A 19,820-nucleotide genomic window follows, 5' to 3' on the forward strand; every position below is an offset into this window, starting at 1 on the left:
GGAGATCGCGTGAAGGTCGGCTGCATCGGACTCGGGGACATCGCGCAGAAGGCGTACCTGCCGGTCCTCGGGGTCCAGCCCGGGGTGGAACTGCACCTCCAGACCCGTACGCCCGCGACGCTCGACCGGGTCGCCGACACCCTGCGCCTGCCGCCCGACCACCGTCACACCACCCTCGACGACCTGCTCGCGCAGAACCTCGACGCCGCGTTCGTGCACGCGCCGACCGCCGTGCACCCCGAGATCGTCACCCGGCTCCTGGAGGCGGGCGTACCGACGTACGTCGACAAGCCGCTCGCTTACGACCTCGCCGACTCCGAGCGGCTGGTGGACCTCGCCGAGGAGCGCGGGGTGAGCCTGGCGGTCGGCTTCAACCGGCGGTACGCGCCCGCGTACGCGCAGTGCGCCGACCATCCGCGCGAGCTGATCGTGATGCAGAAGAACCGCGTCGGGCTGCCCGAGGAGCCCCGCGCGATGGTCCTGGACGACTTCATCCATGTCGTGGACACCCTGCGCTTCCTGGTGCCCGGACCGGTGGACGACATCACCGTGCGGGCGCGGACCGTCGACGGACTGCTGCACCACGTGGTGCTCCAGCTCGCCGGGGACGGGTTCACCGCGCTCGGTGTGATGAACCGGCTCAGCGGCTCCACCGAGGAGATCCTGGAGGTCTCCGGGCAGGACACCAAGCGGCAGGTGCTCAACATCGCCGACGTCATCGACCACAAGGGGCAGCCGAGCGTGCGGCGGCGCGGCGACTGGGTGCCGGTGGCCCGCCAGCGCGGCATCGAGCAGGTCACCCTGGCCTTCCTGGACGCCGTGCGCGACGGGAAACAGCTCAGCGCCCGGGACGCGCTGGCCACCCACGAGCTGTGCGAACGGGTGGTACGAGCGGTTCAGGACCGTTCCGCCGGAGCCTGACCGTCCGTACGCCCTCCGCCACGGCCCAGCAGGCCAGCACCAGCAGCGCCAGGGTGACCGGCCAGGCGCCGAGGCGGACGTACGGGGTGACACCGTCGGCGAGCGGCACCTCGTGGACCCGGCCGGCGCTCGCGTCGGTGCCCAGCGGGGAGCCGACCCGGGCCCCGTCCGGGCCGTACACCGCGGAGACCCCGGTCAGTGTGGCGTGCACCATCGGGCGGCCGGTCTCCGCGGCGCGCAGCGCGGCCAGCGAGGCGTGCTGCTCCGGCGCCCAGGTCCGCTGGAAGGTCGAGGTCGCGGACTGGGCGACCAGCACGTCCGCGCCGTCCTCGGCCAGCGCCCGGCTCATGTCCGGGAACGCCGACTCGAAGCACACCATCGGGCCGATCCGCAGCCCGCCGCCCCCCTCCATCACCACCTGCTCCGTGCCCCGTTCGCGGTCCTCGCCCGCCGCCTTGCCGACCGAGGTGGCCCAGCCGAGCAGCGCGCGGGCCGGGACGTACTCGCCGAACGGCACCAGCCGCATCTTGTCGTAGCGGTCCCCGGTCGGCCCGTCCGGCCCGACCAGCACGGAACTCTTGTAGATACCGGGCCGGTCCGAACGCCGGGCGTCCACATTGACCAGGATCTCCGCCCTCGTCTCCCGGGACAGCGCCGCCAGCCGCCGGGCCAGGTCGGGCCGGTCCACCAGGTCGAAACCGACACTGGACTCACCCCAGACGACCAGCTCCACCTCCCGCCCCACCAGCGCACGGGTGAGCCGCTCCCCCCGGTCGAAACGCCGGTCGGCGCTGTCGGCCCCCGCCACGATCCCGGGCTGTACGACGGCCACCGCGACCCGCTCGTCCACCTCCGGGCGCGGCGCCCACGCCCACGCCGCCGAGGTGACGGCGGCCGTCACGACCAGCCCGGCCACCGCCGGCACCCGGCTCGCCCGCACCGCGATCAGCGCGGCGACCGCCACATTGACCGCCACCAGGAGAAAGCTCAGCAGCCATATCCCGCCCACCGACGCCAGCCGCAGCGCCGGACCCACCTGCCACTGACTGGCGCCCAGCATCCCCCACGGCCCGCCGAGCCCCTGCCAGGACCGCACCAGCTCCACCATCAGCCAGCCCGAAGGCAGCACCAGCAGCGCGGCACCGACCCGGCCCGGCGAGGGCGAACCGCCCAGGAACCGGCGGATCAGCAGGCCCCAGGGCGCCCACAGCGCGCCCAGCAGCGCCGCGATGACGAACGTAAAGACATGCAGGCTCGGCAGCAGCCAGTGATGCACCGCCAGCACGAGCCCGAAACCGCCGCACCAGCCGTCGTACAGCGCCCGCCGCGCGGTCGGCGCGCCGCGCGCGAGCAGGATCCACGGCACCAGCGCCACCGGTGCCAGCCACCACAGCGCCGGCGCCGGGAACGTCACCATCGGCACCGCGCCGGCGACCCCCGCCACCGCCGAGCGGCGCCAGGGCGAGCCGAGCCAGAGGCCGAGTGACTTCATACGACGCCTTCCCGCCGACGCCACGTTGCCGATGGGACCAGTGTGGCGCCGCCGCGCGATCCGGGTACAGCGGAGAGCGCGCGGGAGCGGGGGGTCCGGCGCCTTCGCCGACGGTTCAGGACGTCGCACCACGCCCGGACGGCCGCCGCCACTTCTCCCGTACGACCACCTCGCGCAGCCGCCACCCCTCGTCGGTGCGCAGCAGCCCGAAGGCGTACCGGCCGCCACACACGAAGTCGGGCGCGACGGAGGCACCGTCGTCGTCGACGCTCCCCATCGGGTTGACGTAGTCGGCGCGGACCCGGGCGAGGTCCCCGGTGTCCCGTTCCAGCACGTCGAAGAGCACCCGGCGGTTGACGATCAGATGCTGTCGCATCGGGAACACCCGCAGACTCTCCGCGAGCCACCGCGCCACCGAGACCGCGTCCCCCTCGATCCCGCCGGCCGAGCGGTAGTCGGCCCGTCCGTCGGTCGTGAAAAGTCTCCGGTACGCCTCCCAGTCGCCGTCGTCCACGGCCGCCGCGTAGTCGGTGATCAACCCGTCCACGGTCAGCCGGTCCATGACAGTCGCCAGCTCTACACGCTGCGTCACACGATCAGTGTTGAACACACCCCGCGCCCAGCCAAGAGCCGTGCACGACATTCGCCCCACCGCCCCTATCGAAAATCGGTGGCCCGCCCATGGCGGACAGCGGAAGCTGCCCCCATGAACGATCACCTCCCCGCCCCCGAACCCCGGTTCGGCATCCGCGCCCGGCACACCGACACCACCCTCACCGTGTACCAGGCGTACCACCCCGCAATCGGCGTCCCCGCCGCACGCATCGGCCGCTTCCCGGCGACGTGGAAGCGCGACCGGATGACATGGATCAAGCCGTCCTTCCTGTGGATGATGTACCGCTGCGGTTGGGGCACCAAGGCGGATCAGGGGACGGTGCTGGCCGTCGAGATCAGTCGTGAGGGCTTCCTGTGGGCGCTGCGGAACGCGTGTCTGTCCCACCATGTGCCGGAGTTGCACGGTGACCAGGCCGCCTGGAAGGCGCGGTTGCGGGAGGCGTCTGCGCGGGTGCAGTGGGATCCGGAACGCGATCTGCACCTTCGACCGCTGGCGCACCGGTCTCTTCAGCTGGGGCTCGCCGGGGAGGCGACGCGGCGGTACGCGGACGAGTGGATCGTCGGTATCGAGGAGGTGACGTCGCTGGCCGCCGAGGTGCGCGCCCTGGTGCGGGGCGGTGAGATCGAGCGGGCGAAGGAACTGCTGCCGGACGAGCGGGCCTACCCGGTGCCCGGGGACGTGATGGCGGGGTTGCGGTCGTAGGGTTGATCGAATGAGTGCCGGCCGCGGGTGGGGATCGGCGGGAGGAATTTGGAGGTACGTCATGGCGCAGGGGCCGGTCACGGTGGTCACCGGGGGCAGTCGGGGGATCGGTGCGGCCACCGCCGCACGGCTCGCGGCGGACGGGCACGACCTCGTCCTCGGGTACGCGCGGGACGAGCGGGCCGCGCAGGCGGTCGCCGACACGGTCCGCGAGGCCGGGCGGCGATGTGTCGCCGTACGGGTGGACATCGCGGACGAGGGTGACGTGGAGCGGCTCTTCGACCGCGCCGAGGCGGAGGTCGGGGCGGTCACCGGGCTGGTGAACAACGCGGCGGTGACCGGGCCCTTGGGGCGGCTCGCCGACACCGGTACCGACGATCTGCGCCGGGTCGTGGACGTCAATCTGCTCGGCACCCTGCTCTGTTGCCGCCGGGCCGCGCAGCTCATGACCCCGCGCGCGGGCGGCGCCATCGTCAATGTGTCGTCCGCCGCGGCCTCCCTCGGCAGCCCCGGCGAGTATGTGCACTACGCGGCCACCAAAGCGGCCGTGGACGCCCTCACCCTGGGGCTCTCGAAGGAACTGGGCCCCGACGGGATCCGGGTCAACGCGGTCGCGCCCGGGGTGATCGACACCGAGATGCACGCCGCCATGGGCGATCCCGGCCGGGCCCGGCGCCTGGCGGCGGCCGTTCCGCTCCGCCGTGCCGGTGCCGCCGACGAGATCGCCGCGGCCATCGCCTGGTTGCTGTCCCCGGAGGCTTCGTACACGACCGGGGCCGTGCTGCGGGTGGCCGGGGGACGCTGAGCCCCCGCCCCTGGGCGGCTGCCCCGGGGACGCCCTTCCGTCCGGTCCGGTCAGGCCGCCTGGACGATCTCCCCGCGAACCGCCTCGGCCCACTCCACCACCAGCAGTTCGTACTCCGCCCGCTCCTGGGCGGACAGCGAACCGCCCGCGCGCCGCCACAGCGCGCGGATCTGCTCGTTCACCTCTGCGGCCGTCCGTGCGGCACGCGACCGCATGGAAGCAGAGGATCCGGAGGGTTCAGAGGGCCCGGAATCAGGGGACATGCCGCAAGCCTAGGGCCAAGAACTGACACTGCGCTACCGCCCGGCTACACATCCAGGCCCCCGTGGCGGGTATCAGCCCGCCGACTCCGCCGCGTGCGGGCTGAGCACACCCGCCATGACCAGCACGATGATGACGATGCCGAGCGCGATGCGGTACCAGACGAATGGCATGAAGGACTTGGTGCTGATGTACTTCATGAACCATGCGATGACCGCGTATCCGGTGGCGAACGCCACCACCGTCGCGAAGATCGTCGGGCCCCAGGTCACATGCCCGCCCTCCATCGCGTCCTTGAGTTCGTACAGGCCGGAGGCGAGTACGGCGGGGATGGCGAGGAGGAAGGAGTACCGTGCGGCGGCCTCGCGGTTGTAGCCCATGAACAGACCGCCGGTGATGGTGGCGCCGGAGCGGGAGACACCCGGGATGAGCGCGCACGCCTGGCAGAGACCGAAGATCAGGCCGTCTTTCGCGTTGAGGTCCTGAAGGCCCTTGCGCTGCTTCTGGGCCCGGTGCCGGCCGCCCGTCTCGTCGCGCGCGGCCATCCGGTCGGCGATTCCTATGATGATGCCGACGACGATCAGCATGGTCGCGGTGATCCGCAGATCACGGAACGGCCCCTCGATCTGGTCCTTGAGCGTCACGCCCAGCACACCGATGGGGATCGAGCCGACGATCACCAGCCAGCCCATCTGGGCGTCGTGGTCCCGGCGCCACTCCTTCTTGTACAGGGAGCGGCACCAGGCGAGCACGATCCGCCCGATGTCCTTGCGGAAGTAGATGAGGACGGCGACCTCCGTGCCGACCTGGGTGATCGCCGTGAAGGCGGCACCCGGGTCCTCCCAGCCGGAGAAGGCCGCGGTCAGCCGCAGATGCGCGCTGGAGGACACGGGAAGGAACTCGGTCAGCCCCTGGACGAGTCCGAGGATGAGTGATTCGAACCAAGACATGGAAGTACGGAGTCCAAGTGCCGATCGTGGAAAGGGCGACGGGCACACCGCTCACGCCCATACGGGTGACCCGGTGTGTCGGGGGCAGCGTAGCGCCCTTGAGTGAGCCCCTGGACACAGGGTTGCGGCCATGGGGCGGCCACGAAGTGGCCATGGCGTGGCCGCCGGTGGCGAGGGCGGGCGGGGCTCGTACCGGCGTTCCCCGGCCGCCCCGCGGCGCCCGGTGTCAGGTCGCGGACGGGCCCGTGACGGTCCAGCCGGGGGACTGCGGGTGAGCCTTGAGGTCGTCGTGGCGGACCCGCTCGCCACAGCTCTCACAGACGACCTGTGGGACCAGATCGTGGCCGCAGTGGTGCTCGATGACCATCGGGCGGTCGTCGCCCGGGTGGAGATGGCGGTCGCCCCAGGCCATCAGGGTCATCAGCACCGGCTCCAGTTCGAGTCCGGCCTGGGTGGGCCGGTACTCGAAGCGCTGCGGGCGCTCGCTGTACGCGCGTTTGGTGAGGATCCCCGCGTCCAGGAGGCGGCGCAGCCGGGTGGCGAGGATGTCGCGTGGGGCGCCGATGTTGCGCACCAACTGGTCGAAGCGTCCGTTGCCGAGGCACACCTCCCGCAGGACCAGCAGCGAGTACTTCTCGCCGACCAGCGCCAGGGTGTCGGCGATCGAGCAGGGACGGGGGGCTTGTCGGGCGGCCATGGGTCCAGTCTAGTGAGGGTTGGATTTTCCAACCCATTGGATCCCGTTCGATCCCGTCAGTCCTGTCAGTCCCGCCAGTCCTGTCAGTCCCGTCAGTCCTGTCAGTCCCGTCAGTCCTTCCCGTCGGATCCCATAGGGGGCTGTTGGAGCCGGCGGAAGCCCGCTCGGTCCTGTCGCGTCCGCCGCGGCGCCCCGGTGACGTCCTTCGGCTGTCCGCGCAGATGGTGCCGTTTGCGCCAGGCCACCACCGTGCCCGCCAGACCCGGGAGCGCGATGCAGGCCAGGGCGATCAGGAAGGCCGGTGAGGTCGGGGTGGAGGCACGGGCGCCGGCGACGACGTACGCGGCGGTGTTCGGGATCGAGCCGAGGGCGGTCGCCAGCAGGAACGGCAGCCAGCCCATCCGGGAGATGGCGGCACAGTAGTTCGACGCCCAGAACGGCACCCCCGGGAAGAGCCGCACCGCCAGCATCGAGCGGAAGCCGTGCCGGCTGAACTGCCCGTCGACCGTGGTCAGCAGCCGCCCCCGCAGCAGCGGGCGCAGCGCGTCCTGGCCCAGCGCCCGGCCGAGCCCGAAGGCGATCCCGGCGCCCAGCACCGTACCGGCGAGGGCCGTGGCGAGCCCGAGTTGTGAGCCGAACAACGCGCCCGCCGCCAGATTCAGCAGCGGTCGCGGGACGAACGCCACCGTGACCAGCCCGTACGCCGCGGCGAACACCAGTGCCGCGAGGACCCCGCCGAGCTGCGGCGGCCAGCCGTCCTGGAGCAGCCGTTGCGGCTCGAAGAGCAGTACGGTCGCCGCGGCCCCGGCCAGCAGGGCCAGCAGCAGCGCGAAACGTGCCCAGGGGGAGAGCAGGGCTCTCGCGCAGCGGTCCACGATCCCCCCGCGCAGGGGCACGGCGCCCGCGGGGAGCGCGGCGACGTGCGCGAGATCGGCGGCGCGCGTCAGGTCAGTGCCGTGTGCCGGGCCGGTGGCGCGCGTCAGGTCCGTGGAGTGGGCGAGATCGGTGGCCGCGGCCTGGGGAGAGGCCGTCGCGGTGCCCCCAGAGCGGGTGGTGGCATCGAGCATTTGGTGACATTAACCGACGGAGGTGTGTGATCGCCGTATGGTTCGTCTCATGGGCGTCCCACGGAAGGAAGCGCGGGGAGCGGCGGAAGTGCCGCGGGGTGGGGGAGCGGCGGGAGTGCCGCACGGTGCCGTACCCGCCGCCACGACCGGCACCGGACCGAGCCCCCGGCCCGGCACCCGGTCCGAGGCCGTCGCCGTACCGCCCAGCGGGCTCGCCGACACCCTCATGGAGCGGCTCACCGCCGCCTACTCCGCCGCCGCCGACCCCGAACGGGCCGTGGCACAGCGCGCCTACATGAAGGACGTCGCCCCCTTCCTCGGGATGACCACCCCCGTGCGCCGGGCCCTGTCCCGCACCGTCCTCGCCGGGACACCCCGCCCCGACGAGACCGACTGCACCGCCCTCGCGCTGCGCTGCTGGCAACGGCCCGAGCGCGAGTACCAGTACTTCGCCATCGACTGTCTGCGCCGTCACATCGGCCGCTGCTCCTCGGCGTTCCTGCCGGTCACCCGGCACCTCGTCACCACGCGATCCTGGTGGGACACGGTCGATCCGCTCGCCGCGCACGTCGTGGGCGCCCTGGTGGCGGCGGATCCACGGCTCACGGGCGAGATGGACCGCTGGATCGCGGACGACGACCTGTGGGTGGCCCGCACCGCGCTGCTGCACCAGCTCCGCTACCAGGAACGCACCGACGTGGACCGGCTCTTCGGCTACTGCCTGCGCCAGTCGGAGCACCCGGACTTCTTCGTCCGCAAGGCCATCGGCTGGTGCCTGCGCGAGTACGCCAAGACCGACCCCGACGCCGTACGGGCCTTCCTGGCACGTGAACGTGGCCGGTTCTCGCCGCTGTCGGTGCGGGAGGCGCTGAAGAACATCGGGGACTGAGCCGGCCCCCCTACTCTCCGGCCCCCTGAGCGCCCCCTCCCGAAAACCATTCGACGCCGGGCCCGCCGTGGGTGAGGATCGGCTTCATGTTCCGGTACGCCTTCCTCCTCGCCGCATCCGCCACCGCGGATGCCCCGAAGGCTGCCGTCCTTGTCCTCGTGGCCGCTGTCGACGGCGCCCGAAGCTGACCCTCCCCGGATCGTCCGGCGGACCCCTCAGGGGGAGGGTCGGTCAGGCTCCGGGGTCCCGTCCTCGACGCACCAGCGTCGGGCTTCAGCGTTCAGCTCTCAGCCTTCAGCTTCCAGCCTTCGGCTCTCAGCGTTCAGTGCTCTCAGCCTTCGGCTTCCAGTTACCGGCTACCAGCTATCGGCTTCAGCGAGGAATCATCATGTCCAAGACCGCGTACGTGCGGACCAAGCCGCATCTCAACATCGGCACGATGGGCCATGTCGACCACGGCAAGACCACCCTGACCGCCGCCATCACCAAGGTCCTGGCCGAGCGCGGCTCCGGCACCTTCGTGCCCTTCGACCGTATCGACCGGGCCCCGGAGGAGGCCGAGCGCGGTATCACCATCAACATCGCGCACGTCGAGTACGAGACCGACACCCGCCACTACGCGCACGTCGACATGCCCGGCCACGCCGACTACATCAAGAACATGGTCACCGGCGCGGCCCAGCTCGACGGGGCGATCCTCGTCGTCTCGGCGCTCGACGGGATCATGCCGCAGACCGCCGAGCACGTCCTGCTCGCCCGGCAGGTGGGTGTGGACCACATCGTCGTCGCCCTCAACAAGGCCGACGCGGGCGACGAGGAGCTGATCGACCTGGTCGAACTGGAGGTCCGCGACCTGCTCACCCGCAACGGCTACCCGGGCGACGCGGTGCCCGTCGTACGGGTCTCCGGGCTCAAGGCGCTGGAAGGCGACCCGCGCTGGACGGCGTCCGTCGAGGCGCTGCTCGACGCGGTGGACACCTATGTGCCCGTCCCCGAGCGGTATGTGGACGCCCCATTCCTGCTCCCGGTGGAGAACGTGCTCACCATCACCGGGCGCGGCACGGTCGTCACCGGTGCCGTGGAGCGCGGCCGGGTCCGGGTCGGCGACCGTGTCGAGGTGCTCGGCGCCGAGCTGGAGTCCGTCGTCACCGGTCTGGAAACCTTCGGCAAGCCGATGCAGGAGGCGCAGGCCGGGGACAACGTGGCGCTGCTGCTGCGCGGTGTCGCACGGGACGCCGTACGACGTGGGCATGTGGTCGCCGCGCCGGGCAGTGTCGTGCCCAGTCGGCGGTTCACCGCGCGGGTGTATGTGCTGGCGGCCCGCGAGGGCGGCCGGAGCACCGCGATCACCACCGGGTACCGGCCGCAGTTCTACATCCGCACGGCGGACGTGGTCGGCTCCGTGGACCTGGGCGAGACGGCCGTCGCGGCGCCGGGGGCCACGGTCACCATGACCGTGGAACTGGGCCGGGACGTGCCGCTGGAGGCCGGCCTCGGCTTCGCCATCCGCGAAGGAGGACGCACGGTCGGGGCGGGAACCGTCACCGCCCTCGGGTGAGGCGCTGACGAGGGGGAGCACGGGGGCACGGGGAGGGAGCGGTGGGCGCGGGGGAGCGCCCACCTCTCCCTCTTCCTCTCCTTCTCGCTCCCTCGCTCTCCCCTGGCCCCACAATGGAGGAGTGACCGATTCCATACCCGTCGTACGGGAGACCGACCACGGCACCGCCCGGCTCCTGCCCGATGTCGACCGGCCGCGTGCCTGGCTGCTGACCGTCGACGGGGCGCCGCAGTCCTACGTCGACCTCGACGACCCGGCGCATCTGGAGTTCGAGTACACGCGACGGCTCGGCCATGTGCTGGACCTGCTGGGCGCGCCGGGACGGACGTACCGGGTGCTGCATCTCGGCGGCGGGGCGCTGACGTTGCCCCGGTATCTGACGGTGACCCGGCCCGGTTCCCGGCAAGAGGTGGTGGAGTTCGACCGCGGGCTGCTGGACCTGGTCGCCGAGCACCTGCCGCTGCCCGAGGACGCGGGCGTCGCGCTGCACGCGGCGGACGCCCGCACCTGGCTGGAATCCGCCCCCGCCGGTTCGGTGGACGTCCTGGTCGCCGATGTCTTCGGCGGGTCGCGGGTGCCCGCGCGGCTGACGTCCGTCGAGTACGCCCGGGCCGCCGGGCGCGTGCTCACGGACCACGGGGTCTATCTCGCCAACCTCGCGGACGCCGCGCCCTTCGCCTTTCTGCGCTCCCAGCTCGCCGCGTTCGCACCCCTCTTCGCGGAGTCGGCGCTGATCGCCGAACCGGGGGTGCTGCGGGGGCGGCGATTCGGCAACGCCGTGCTCGTCGCCGCCCGTCGCCCCCTCGACCTGGGTGAACTGGCCCGGCGTACCGCCGCCGACGCCTTCCCGGCCCGGGTCGTGCACGGCCCCGCGCTACGGGACTTCATCGGCGACGCCCGCCCGGTCGGCGACGTGGACGCCGTACCGTCACCTCTCCCGCCGGACGGGGCGTTCGGTATCGGCTGACTCCCGCGGAAGCGCGGTCCCGGCCGCGGAGGGCTCCGCCCCGGCGACCGGCGGCGGCGCCCAGTCCCCTGCCGGGCCGCCGTCGGCCGGATCGGGCGCCGGCGACGCCGTCACCGGCTTGGTACGGCGCCGCAGATTCCGTACGTCCGGTACGCACAGCACCAGTGTCGTGACCACCAGGACCAGCGCGGCGCAGCCCCACAGCGCGGCGGACCTGCCGAACGCCGCTTCGGCCGGACCCGCCAGCGCGGTCGCCAGCGGGATCATCGCGACCGAGCCGAACCAGTCGTAGGCGGAGACCCGGGAGAGCTTGTGCTCCGGGATCTCCTGGTGCAGGGCGGTCATCCAGGAGACGCCGAAGATCTCCAGGGCCACGCCGGTGAGGAACATCGTCGCGCACAGCACCGCGATCGGCGCCGGGATCGCGAGCGCGGCCGACGGCAGGGCGAGCGGAAAGACCCCCAGGGTTCCGGCGAGCAGCAGACGGCGTGGTTTCCAGCGGGTCATCAGCAGCGCCCCGGCGACCGTGCCACCGGCGAAGAAGCCCAGCGCCACGCCCCAGGGACCGGCCCCGCCGAGGTGATCGCGGGCGACGAGGGGACCGTAGACCGCGTCGGCGGCGGCGACCACCGCGTTCGCGACGGAGAACTGGACGACGATGCTCCACAGCCAGGGGCGGCCGGTGAACTCCTGCCAGCCCTCCCGCAGATCGGAGATCAGCCCCCCGCCGGGTTCGCGGGGCGGGATGTGGCCAACGTCGAGGAACCAGCGCAGCGCGCCCGCGCCCGCGAACGCCGCCGCGTCCGCCGCCAGCACCCAGCCCGGCCCGATGGCGGCGACCATCGCCCCGCCGAGCGCGGCACCGCCGAGGGCCGCGCCCTGCATCGCCATCCGGAAGACCGCGAACGCCCGGCTGGCGTGTTCCGAGGTGACGCTCGACAGGAGCATGCCCTCGGCGGCCGGGCTGAAGAACGCGTGACCGGTGCCGCCGAGCGCGGACAGCAGCATCATCTGCCACAGCGGTGCGTGTCCGGTGAGGACGATCAGCGCGAACAGGCCCTGCGAGACACAGTTGAGGGCGTTGGCCGCGACCATCACCCGATGCCGGGGCAGCCGGTCCGCGACCGCGCCGCCGACCAGCAGGAACAGCACCAGCGGGAGGGTACGGGCGGCGGCGACCAGACCCACGTCACCGCCGTCGCCGCCGGACTCCAGTACCGCGAAGGCGGCGGCGATGAGCGCGCCGTTGCTGCCGAGGTTGGTGATGAACGCCGCGCTGGTGAGCAGGCTGTAGTTGCGGCCCGCCCAGGCCGGCCGGTGGGGGCGGCGACGGGGCGAGGACGGCACCGGCGATGACGGTCGACCTGGGGGCGGTTGAGACGGTGACGACTGACCTGGGGGCGGCTGACCTGGTGACGGCTGACGTGGGGGCGGCTTCACGGCCCGACTATCCCGGCCCGGGACCCGCCTTGCCAAACCTTTTGCCGGACGTTCCCCGGAGCGGCCCTGGTCCGGGGAACAGCCGCCGCTCCGGGGTTAGTTGCCGTCCGGGGGCCGAACACCGTCCCCGGACCGGTGCCGTCCGCCGGGACCGTGCCTACGGCGAGCACCGCGTCGGCCCCGCCAGCACCCTCGCGGCCGTCAGCCGACCGACGGCTCCCGTCAGCCGACCGACGGCTCCCCGTGCAGCCGTACCGTCTTCAGGATCTCCAGAAGCCGTTCCTTCGGGATCTCGTCCTTCACACCCTTGACCCCGTGGAAGTTCCAGGACACGAAGTCGTTGTTGGAGTTCTTGAAACCGAAGGCCAGCGCCTTGCCGTCGGTGGCGCACTTCCCCTTCTGGGGGGTGTTCGTGGACTCCGCCCAGGCGATGGAGCCCTTGATGCCCGACGCGGTGGTGAAGTCCTCGGCCTTCTTGTCCGTGGTGATGCTCTTGCGGTCGGGCTGGGTGTAGCCGCCGTAGACCCACCACGGCACATTTCTGACGGCGACCTCCTGGGTGTCCTTGGCGCCGTCCGCGCCCTTGGTGCCGACCGCGCCCAGCGCGGTGTCCTCGGTGCTGCCGTCCTTGTTCTCGTCGCTGGTGCACCACTTCGACTTGAACTGGGCCACCCCGGCCATGGTGATCAGCGGCTCGGGGTCGTCCGAGTCGGCTTCCTCGAAACCGATGTTCACCCCCGGGTCCTGGACCTCCCAGTCGGCCGGCACGTCGAAGGCGATGCCCCACCTGGGGTTGACGACGACCTTCCAGCCGGGGACCGTCGGCTCCTCGGTCTCGGTGCCGCGCGGGTTGTCCCCGCCTCCGCCGGGCTCCTCGGACGGCTTCTCCGACGGTTCCTTCGACGCCGACCGGCTCGGCTTGTCGTCCGCGCCGCCCGCGCTGTCGTCCTTGTCGCCGCCCAGCACCAGGAAACCGGTGACACCCGCGGCCACGACGACGGCCGTGGCGGCGACGATGGCGACCAGCCTGGTCCGGTTCCCGCCGTCGCCCCCGTCGCCCCCGCCGCCCGACGGCGGCTGCGGCAGGTCGACCGAGGTCGGCACGTTCCACTGCCCCTGACCCTGCTGCGGGTACGGGGTCTGTTGATAGCCAGGCTGCTGATACGGATTGGGCTGCGGGTGCCCGGGCTGCTGCGGATACCCGGGCTGTTGGTACCCCGGTTGCTGATAGGGGTTGTTCTGCTGCGGGTTGTTGCCCTGCTGCGGATTCTGCTCGCCCCCGGGCGGCTGCTGTCCTGGCCACATGGGCCGTAACCCTAGCCAGTCAGGGACACGTTTCGGTCACCGGCCGGTTGTGACGGTGTCCCGCGGCCCTGGCCAGTTGTTCCTACCCATGGGTAACATCAGTTCATGAGCGCAGATCAGATGTCGATCGGCGAGTTGCTCGCCGCCACAGTGCCGATGGTTCGCACGCTGAACCTGGAGTATCTGGAGACCACCCCGGAGAAGGCGGTGCTCGCCCTCCCCGACCAGAGCGAGTACCGCAACCACGTCGGCGGACCGCACGCGGGCGCCATGTTCACCCTCGGTGAGTCCGCGAGCGGCGCCATCGTCCTCGCGGCCTTCGGGGACCAGCTCTCGCGTGCCGTGCCACTGCCCGTGCACGCCGAGATCGACTTCAAGAAGATCGCCCTCGGACCGGTCAAGGCCACCGCGACCCTCGGCCGCCCGATCGCCGACATCGTCGCCGAACTCGACGCCGGTCAGCGGCCGGAGTTCCCGGTCGCCGTCGCGATCGAGCGGGCCGACGGGGCGATCACCACGGAGATGACGGTGGTGTGGACGCTGCGGCCCAACAACTGAGCCGAACCCTGCGCCGGGGAGACGTCCATGCCGCGCTCGGCCCGGCACGGCGCGGACGTCTCGCGGCACCCTCCGCCACGCCGGTCGGGGGCACCCACCGCCACGCCGGTCCGGGGCACCCTCCGCGAGCGCGGCGCGCGACGCCGTCAGCCGCCGAGCGCCTCGCGGTGCGCCTCGCCCAGTCGCGCGTACGACGTGCCGTTGAGCGTCACCCCCGCCCGCTCCTCCTCCGTCAACTCCCTGCGCACCTTCGCCGGAACCCCCGCCACCAACGACCCCGGCGGCACCACCATCCCCTGCGGCACCAGCGCCTGCGCGGCGACCAGCGACCCCGCGCCGATCACCGCCCCGTTCAGCACGGTCGCGCCCATCCCGATCAGGCAGTCGTCCTCCACGGTCGCCCCGTGCACCACCGCGTTGTGCCCGATGGACACCCGCTCGCCCACGGTCACCGGGAACCCCGGATCGGCATGGAGCGTGCAGTTGTCCTGCACATTGCTGTCGGCGCCCACCGAGATCCGCTCGACATCGCCCCGCACCACCGCTCCGTACCAGACGCTCGCCCCCGCCTCCAGCGTCACATCCCCGATCACGGAGGACGTGGGCGCCACGAACGCGTCCCCGTGGATCTTCGGTTCCTTGCCGCCGATCCCCAGGACCAGCCCCTGCTCCGCCATCGCGCGCTCCTCCTCGGAACCCCTCGGCCGTCGTCCCCGCACCGTACGCCACCCGGGTAGGGCGAAGATCACAGCCCATCGGCACGGTGCGCGATGCTCCCGCTGAGTAACGTGAACGCGTGCCCAAGCGCAAGAACACGTTCTCGTCCTGGCGCCGCCGGGTGGTCCAGCGTGCCGTGCACACAGGCTGGGCCTGGGTGCAGCGCACGGGCTCGGTCACGGCCGAACAGCCGGGACGCTTCCGCTTCGGCGCGATGGGAACCGGTACCAGGCTGGCCTTCCCGCTCGGCACGGTCTTCGGCGAACCCTGGATCCACCTCGGCGCCCACTGCATCGTCGGCGAACAGGTCACCCTGACCGCCGGGCTGATGCCCGACCTCGACCTCGGCCCCGAACCGATCCTGCGCATCGGCGACGGGGTCGTCCTCGGCCGCGGCAGCCATGTCATCGCCGACACCACGGTCACCATCGGCAGCGACTGCTACTTCGGCCCCTACGTCTACGTCACCTCCACCAACCACTCCTACGACGACCCGCACCGGCCCATCGGCAAACAGTGGCCGCGCATGGAGCCGGTGGAGATCGGCGCGGGCTGCTGGATCGGCACCGGCGCGGTGATCCTGCCCGGCGCGCGGATCGGGCGGAACGTGGTCGTGGCGGCCGGGGCGGTGGTGCGCGGCCCGGTTCCCGACCACGCGGTGGTGGCGGGCGCCCCGGCCCGGGTCGTACGGCGCTGGACGCCCGCCGACGGCTGGCAGCCGCCGCTGCGGACCCCCGCACCGGTGCCGATACCGGACGGGGTGACCTCGGAGCAACTGCTCGCGCTCTCGGGACTGGACGCGGAGTCGACGGCCCGGCCGGCCCAGTCGGACGCGGAGTGAGCGGACCGGCCGCCGCTTCCCAGTACAGTGCGGTGAACGATCGGGTGCACCGCACCGCAGTGCGGTGGAACGCACCGCACCGTCGAGGATGGTGACCCGGTGGCCCTGGCGGCCCGGATCGGCCGGATCCGGGCCACCCCGGATCTTGGACGGAATGTGTCGGACCTCGAACTGCTCACCCAGTCCCTGGCGCGCAATGTGAAGCACTGGCGCGCGGTGCGCGGCTTCACGCTGGACGTGCTCGCCGCCCGGTCCGCCGTCAGCCGCGGCATGCTCATCCAGATCGAGCAGGCCCGCACCAACCCCAGCCTCGGCACCGTGGTGAAGATCGGCGACGCCCTCGGCGTCAGCATCACCACCCTGCTCGACTACGAACAGGGCCCCAGGGTCCGGATCGTCCCCGCCGACCAGGCCGTACGGCTGTGGCACACCGACGCGGGCAGCTACAACCTGCTCCTCGCGGGCACCGAGGCCCCCGGCCCGCTGGAGCTGTGGGAGTGGCGGCTGATGCCGGGCGAGTCCAGCTCCTCCGACCCGCACCCCGCCGACACCGTAGAGCTGGTGCATGTCACCGAGGGGGAACTGACCCTCACCGTCGACGGGGTGGAGCACCGCGTCCCGGCCGGCGCGACCGCCTCCTTCGAGGCCAACGCCACCCACGTCTACGGCAACAGCGGCGACGAGCCGATGCGGATGATGATGGCGGTGTCGGTACCCCCGGTGCACTGAGACCGCCCGCGCCCTCTCGCGCCGCCCGCAGACCGAGGCCGCCGGCCCCGGCCCTCACCGCCCGCAGACCGAGACCGCGCTCACTCGCGCCGCGCCACCCGTCGACGCCCCGCCTCCACCCGCGCCGCCCGGCCCCTGAGACCACCCCCCTCCACCGGCCGGGCCCCTGTTACCGTGCCGGGATGCGCGCACCCATCGGCCACTTCGACCAGGCCACTCCCGCTCCCGACAGCCTCGCCGAGCTGATCGGCCCCGTCGCCGACGCCGTACGGAACTGGAGCGGCAGCGTCCCCGCCGAGCAGATCGTCTATGTCGAGACCGACCCGCAGTGGGCCGACACCGCCGTCTTCGTGCAGCACTACGGGCAGGAACTGCTCGAACAGTCCGCGAACTGTGTCGTCGTCGCCGGGAAGCGGGGCGGCGAGTCCACCCTGGCCGCCTGTGTCGTGCTGTCCACCACCCGCGTCGATGTCAACGGCGCCGTCCGCCGCCAACTCGGCGCCCGCAAGGCGTCGTTCGCCGCGATGGACACCGCCACCGGCGAGACCGGGATGGAGTACGGCGGCATCACCCCGATCGGCCTACCCGCCGACTGGCCGCTCCTGGTGGACTCCGCCGTGGTGGACCTTCCCTACGTCCTCGTCGGCAGCGGCCGACGGCGCGGCAAGCTGCTCGTGCCCGGCAAGGCATTCGCCGAACTGCCCGGCGCCGTCGTCCTGGAAGGGCTGGGTGTCTCCTGAACCTGTCTCCCCCTCACCCCAGGCGGGGTATCTCGATGGCGGGGCAGCGGTCCATGACCATGTCCAGGCCCGCCGCGCGGGTGCGGTCGTACGCCGCCTCGTCGATGACGCCGAGCTGGAACCAGACGGCCCCGGCGCCCTTGGCCACCGCCTCGTCGGCGACGGCGCCCGCGAGGTCGCTGTTGACGAACACATCGACCACGTCCACGGCGAAGGGGATGTCCGCGAGGGACGCGTACCCCCGCTCGCCGTGGACCGTCTCCGCCTTCGGATGCACCGGCACGATCCGCTTGCCGAACCGCTGGAGAACTTCGGCCACGCCGTACGCCGCGCGCGAGCGGTTCGACGACAGGCCCACCACGGCCCAGGTGTCGCCCGACTCGGTGAGGATCTTGCGGATGGTCGCTGCGTCGCCGTACACGCCGGCCTCCTGATCTCGATGGTCCCGCCCGGAGCGGTCACAACCCTGTGTCGTGATCAACGTGCGACACCCCGCCGGGATTCCCCGCCGGGGGCGGTTTCCGCGCCGGCGCGCACCGGGGCATCTCCGCCATCATCTCCGGATACCTCACGACCTGCCTGCGTATCTCCGCTTCCGGGCCTACGCTCGGGCCGTGCTGCGCATCATCGACGCCCGTACCGGGCGCCCCACCGACCCCGCCCCGCTCCGCCGGGGACTGACCCGCGTGGAGGCGTACGTCTCCGGCGACGACCTGACGGCCCTGCGGGTGCTGCTCGTCGCCGATGTCCTCGTCCGCACCCTGGAACTCGGCGGCACCCCCGTGTGGGAACTGCTCGACGCAGACGTGGAGCGGTCGGAGCTGCGCGCGAGCGCGGCGGCCCTCGGCATCCGGCCGTTCGAGGAGAGCCGGGACGTCGGGCAGGCGCTCGGCGCGGCCCAGGCCGTCCATGTGGTGGAGCGCGGGACCCGGGTCCCCGGCGGGGTCGTCCTCGCCGTGGCACCCGTGGACCCGGCGACCGGACCACCCCCGCCGGGAACCGACCCCGCCGCCCTCCGGCTCGCCCTGCTCGCCGTGGACCGCGCCGAGCCCGCCCGGCTGGACCCCCGCACGCTGGAGGAGGCCCGCGCCACCCTCACCGACTGGCGCGGCACGGTCGCGGGCTGGGCCCGCAGCCCCTCCCGGCCCGTCCCCGCCGAGATCCGCAACCGGCTGCGAGCCGCCTGGGAGAACGACCTGGACGTCCCCGGCGTCCTGCGGATCCTGCACCAGGTGGCCGCCGAACCCGGCCTCCCCGACGGCGCCCGCTTCGAGACCTACGCCTACGCCGACCGGCTGCTCGCCCTGGAACTCACCCGCGACCTCGGGGCGCCGGTATGAACGACCGCACCCGCCCCGGAGCGCTGCGCCGGCTGGTCGTGCTGCGGCACGCCAAGTCCGCCTGGCCGCCCGGCATCGCCGACCACGACCGACCCCTCGCGCCCCGCGGCCGACGCGACGCCCCCGCCGCCGGGCGTGCCCTCGCCGCGGCGGACTGCCTGCCCGACCTCGCCCTCTGCTCCACCGCCGTCCGCGCCCGCCAGACCTGGGAACTCGCCTCGGCCCAGTGGGGCACCCCGCCCCCCGTCCACCACGACCCGCGCGTGTACACGGCCGACGTCACCGACCTCCTGGCCGTCGTCCGCACCACCCGCACCGAGGTGGAGACCCTGCTCCTGATCGGCCACAATCCCGCCCTGGAGGAACTGGTCCTGACCCTCGCCGGAGACGCCCTGGACGACACGCTGGAGCGGGTGCGGCTGAAGTTCCCCACCTCGGCGATCGCCGTCCTGACCTGGTACGGCCCCACCTGGGACGCCCTCGCCCCGGGCACCGCCCTGCTGACCGAGGCCCTGGTGCCCCGCGGTGGGAACGCCGGCCGGGGCGACTGAGCCCGCCGCTCCGCCCCGCCGGGGCAGCGCATAGGCTGGCCGGATGCTGGACGAGTACCGCACAGTGGCCCGCGCGGGGGTGCACGAGACCGAGGTCAACCGCTCCCGCTTCCTGTGCGCGCTCGCCCCGGCGGCCGGTGAGCGGGAGGCACAGGAGTTCCTCGCGCGCGTGCGCAAGGAGCACGCCGACGCCACCCACAACTGCTGGGCCTACGTCATCGGCGCGGACGCCTCGGTGCAGAAGGCGAGCGACGACGGCGAACCCGGCGGCACCGCGGGCGTGCCCATGCTCCAGATGCTGCTCCGCCGTGACATGCGCTACGTCGTCGCCGTCGTCACCCGCTACTACGGCGGGGTCAAGCTCGGCGCGGGCGGCCTCATCCGCGCCTACGGCGGTGCCGTCGGCGAGGCGCTGGACAGCATCGGCACCCTCACCCGGCGCCGCTTCCGGCTCGCCACCGTCACCGTCGACCACCAGCGCGCGGGCAAGGTCCACAACGATCTGCTGGCGACCGGCCGCGCGGTACGGGACGTCCGCTACGGCGAGAAGGTCACCTTCGAGATCGGACTGCCGGACGCCGACGTGGCCGCCTTCCGCGCCTGGCTCGCCGACACCACCGCCGGAACGGCCGTACTGGAACTGGGCGGGGAGGCGTACGGGGACGCCTGAACGC

General features: G+C 72.6%; 23 protein-coding genes. 13 read left to right on the forward strand and 10 right to left on the reverse strand.

The window, feature by feature from the left end:
* The first annotated feature begins 9 nt into the window (after window positions 1-9).
* Complete coding sequence (locus ACIQNG_RS04305; RefSeq protein ID WP_401439436.1) at window positions 10-921, forward strand: Gfo/Idh/MocA family protein; 912 nt, start codon at window positions 10-12, stop codon at window positions 919-921.
* On the opposite strand, the gene lnt is transcribed toward ACIQNG_RS04305, so the two are convergent.
* Window positions 839-2,413, reverse strand: a complete 1,575-nt coding sequence (lnt, locus tag ACIQNG_RS04310; protein ID WP_401482548.1) for an apolipoprotein N-acyltransferase — start codon at window positions 2,411-2,413, stop codon at window positions 839-841. The genes ACIQNG_RS04305 and lnt overlap by 83 nt on opposite strands.
* Before the next feature lie 115 nt (window positions 2,414-2,528).
* Window positions 2,529-3,005 (reverse strand): nuclear transport factor 2 family protein, encoded by a 477-nt coding sequence (locus tag ACIQNG_RS04315; protein WP_401482549.1) that lies wholly within the window; start codon window positions 3,003-3,005, stop codon window positions 2,529-2,531.
* A 114-nt stretch (window positions 3,006-3,119) separates the two neighbouring features.
* Between ACIQNG_RS04315 and ACIQNG_RS04320 the strand changes: the two genes are divergently transcribed.
* Together ACIQNG_RS04320 and ACIQNG_RS04325 are read left to right on the forward strand one after the other, a co-directional pair.
* Window positions 3,120-3,731, forward strand: coding sequence for a DUF4291 domain-containing protein (locus ACIQNG_RS04320; RefSeq protein ID WP_401482550.1), 612 nt, complete (start codon window positions 3,120-3,122; stop codon window positions 3,729-3,731).
* A gap of 61 nt (window positions 3,732-3,792) precedes the next feature.
* Window positions 3,793-4,536, forward strand: a complete 744-nt coding sequence (locus ACIQNG_RS04325) for an SDR family oxidoreductase (RefSeq protein WP_401482551.1) — start codon at window positions 3,793-3,795, stop codon at window positions 4,534-4,536.
* Window positions 4,537-4,586: 50 nt separating this feature from the next.
* Here ACIQNG_RS04325 and ACIQNG_RS04330 read toward each other — a convergent pair whose 3' ends face one another.
* From ACIQNG_RS04330 to ACIQNG_RS04345, 4 genes are all read right to left on the reverse strand, one after another.
* The gene (locus ACIQNG_RS04330; protein WP_401439578.1) at window positions 4,587-4,718 is read right to left on the reverse strand and encodes a hypothetical protein; all 132 of its coding nucleotides are present in this window, start codon (window positions 4,716-4,718) and stop codon (window positions 4,587-4,589) included.
* Between the two features lie 153 nt (window positions 4,719-4,871).
* Window positions 4,872-5,747 carry an undecaprenyl-diphosphate phosphatase gene (locus ACIQNG_RS04335; RefSeq protein WP_401482552.1) on the reverse strand — a complete coding sequence of 292 codons (876 nt, stop codon included), beginning with the start codon at window positions 5,745-5,747 and terminating at the stop codon, window positions 4,872-4,874.
* A 226-nt stretch (window positions 5,748-5,973) separates the two neighbouring features.
* Window positions 5,974-6,444, reverse strand: coding sequence for a winged helix-turn-helix transcriptional regulator (locus ACIQNG_RS04340; RefSeq protein ID WP_401482553.1), 471 nt, complete (start codon window positions 6,442-6,444; stop codon window positions 5,974-5,976).
* A gap of 110 nt (window positions 6,445-6,554) precedes the next feature.
* The gene (locus ACIQNG_RS04345; protein ID WP_401482554.1) at window positions 6,555-7,511 is read right to left on the reverse strand and encodes a TVP38/TMEM64 family protein; all 957 of its coding nucleotides are present in this window, start codon (window positions 7,509-7,511) and stop codon (window positions 6,555-6,557) included.
* Window positions 7,512-7,737: 226 nt separating this feature from the next.
* On the opposite strand from ACIQNG_RS04345, the gene ACIQNG_RS04350 reads away from it, so the two are divergent.
* From ACIQNG_RS04350 to ACIQNG_RS04360, 3 genes are all read left to right on the forward strand, one after another.
* Window positions 7,738-8,400 carry a DNA alkylation repair protein gene (locus tag ACIQNG_RS04350; protein ID WP_401483030.1) on the forward strand — a complete coding sequence of 221 codons (663 nt, stop codon included), beginning with the start codon at window positions 7,738-7,740 and terminating at the stop codon, window positions 8,398-8,400.
* 388 nt (window positions 8,401-8,788) lie between these two features.
* The gene (gene tuf / locus ACIQNG_RS04355; protein WP_401482555.1) at window positions 8,789-9,958 is read left to right on the forward strand and encodes an elongation factor Tu; all 1,170 of its coding nucleotides are present in this window, start codon (window positions 8,789-8,791) and stop codon (window positions 9,956-9,958) included.
* Between the two features lie 121 nt (window positions 9,959-10,079).
* Window positions 10,080-10,925, forward strand: coding sequence for a spermidine synthase (locus ACIQNG_RS04360; RefSeq protein WP_401482556.1), 846 nt, complete (start codon window positions 10,080-10,082; stop codon window positions 10,923-10,925).
* Here ACIQNG_RS04360 and ACIQNG_RS04365 read toward each other — a convergent pair.
* Window positions 10,887-12,272 carry an MFS transporter gene (locus ACIQNG_RS04365; protein WP_401482557.1) on the reverse strand — a complete coding sequence of 462 codons (1,386 nt, stop codon included), beginning with the start codon at window positions 12,270-12,272 and terminating at the stop codon, window positions 10,887-10,889. The two genes, ACIQNG_RS04360 and ACIQNG_RS04365, sit on opposite strands and share 39 nt — an antisense overlap.
* Window positions 12,273-12,587: 315 nt before the next feature.
* Entirely contained in the window at window positions 12,588-13,670 is a 1,083-nt protein-coding gene (locus ACIQNG_RS04370) for a hypothetical protein (RefSeq protein WP_401482558.1), read from the reverse strand.
* Window positions 13,671-13,790: 120 nt separating this feature from the next.
* Between ACIQNG_RS04370 and ACIQNG_RS04375 the strand changes: the two genes are divergently transcribed.
* Window positions 13,791-14,228 carry a DUF4442 domain-containing protein gene (locus ACIQNG_RS04375; RefSeq protein ID WP_401439567.1) on the forward strand — a complete coding sequence of 146 codons (438 nt, stop codon included), beginning with the start codon at window positions 13,791-13,793 and terminating at the stop codon, window positions 14,226-14,228.
* Window positions 14,229-14,374: 146 nt separating this feature from the next.
* Here the strand turns inward: ACIQNG_RS04375 and ACIQNG_RS04380 are convergent, their stop codons facing one another.
* A complete protein-coding gene (locus ACIQNG_RS04380) occupies window positions 14,375-14,905 on the reverse strand; it encodes a gamma carbonic anhydrase family protein (RefSeq protein WP_401439464.1) in 531 nt (176 codons plus the stop codon).
* A gap of 119 nt (window positions 14,906-15,024) precedes the next feature.
* On the opposite strand from ACIQNG_RS04380, the gene ACIQNG_RS04385 reads away from it, so the two are divergent.
* The 3 genes from ACIQNG_RS04385 (at window position 15,025) to ACIQNG_RS04395 (ending at window position 17,255) form a co-directional block, all read left to right on the forward strand.
* Window positions 15,025-15,786, forward strand: a complete 762-nt coding sequence (locus tag ACIQNG_RS04385) for an acyltransferase (protein ID WP_401482559.1) — start codon at window positions 15,025-15,027, stop codon at window positions 15,784-15,786.
* A gap of 156 nt (window positions 15,787-15,942) precedes the next feature.
* Window positions 15,943-16,515: a helix-turn-helix domain-containing protein gene (locus ACIQNG_RS04390; RefSeq protein WP_401439570.1), complete on the forward strand. Its 573-nt coding sequence runs from the start codon at window positions 15,943-15,945 to the stop codon at window positions 16,513-16,515.
* Between the two features lie 182 nt (window positions 16,516-16,697).
* On the forward strand, window positions 16,698-17,255 hold the full coding sequence (locus tag ACIQNG_RS04395; protein ID WP_401482560.1) for a YbaK/EbsC family protein: 558 nt from the start codon (window positions 16,698-16,700) through the stop codon (window positions 17,253-17,255).
* A 13-nt stretch (window positions 17,256-17,268) separates the two neighbouring features.
* Here the strand turns inward: ACIQNG_RS04395 and ACIQNG_RS04400 are convergent, their stop codons facing one another.
* Window positions 17,269-17,676 (reverse strand): CoA-binding protein, encoded by a 408-nt coding sequence (locus tag ACIQNG_RS04400; protein ID WP_401482561.1) that lies wholly within the window; start codon window positions 17,674-17,676, stop codon window positions 17,269-17,271.
* A 193-nt stretch (window positions 17,677-17,869) separates the two neighbouring features.
* Between ACIQNG_RS04400 and ACIQNG_RS04405 the strand changes: the two genes are divergently transcribed.
* From ACIQNG_RS04405 to ACIQNG_RS04415, 3 genes are read left to right on the forward strand one after another with little or no spacing between them, the layout of a single operon-like run.
* Complete coding sequence (locus ACIQNG_RS04405) at window positions 17,870-18,595, forward strand: hypothetical protein (RefSeq protein WP_401482562.1); 726 nt, start codon at window positions 17,870-17,872, stop codon at window positions 18,593-18,595.
* Entirely contained in the window at window positions 18,592-19,146 is a 555-nt protein-coding gene (locus tag ACIQNG_RS04410) for a SixA phosphatase family protein (protein ID WP_401482563.1), read from the forward strand. The genes ACIQNG_RS04405 and ACIQNG_RS04410 overlap by 4 nt, the downstream gene beginning before the upstream one ends.
* A 43-nt stretch (window positions 19,147-19,189) precedes the next feature.
* Complete coding sequence (locus ACIQNG_RS04415) at window positions 19,190-19,816, forward strand: YigZ family protein (protein ID WP_401482564.1); 627 nt, start codon at window positions 19,190-19,192, stop codon at window positions 19,814-19,816.
* The last annotated feature ends 4 nt before the right edge of the window (window positions 19,817-19,820 follow it).

It is taken from the genome of Streptomyces sp. NPDC091377 (genome assembly GCF_044757045.1).
GTDB lineage: Bacteria > Actinomycetota > Actinomycetes > Streptomycetales > Streptomycetaceae > Streptomyces.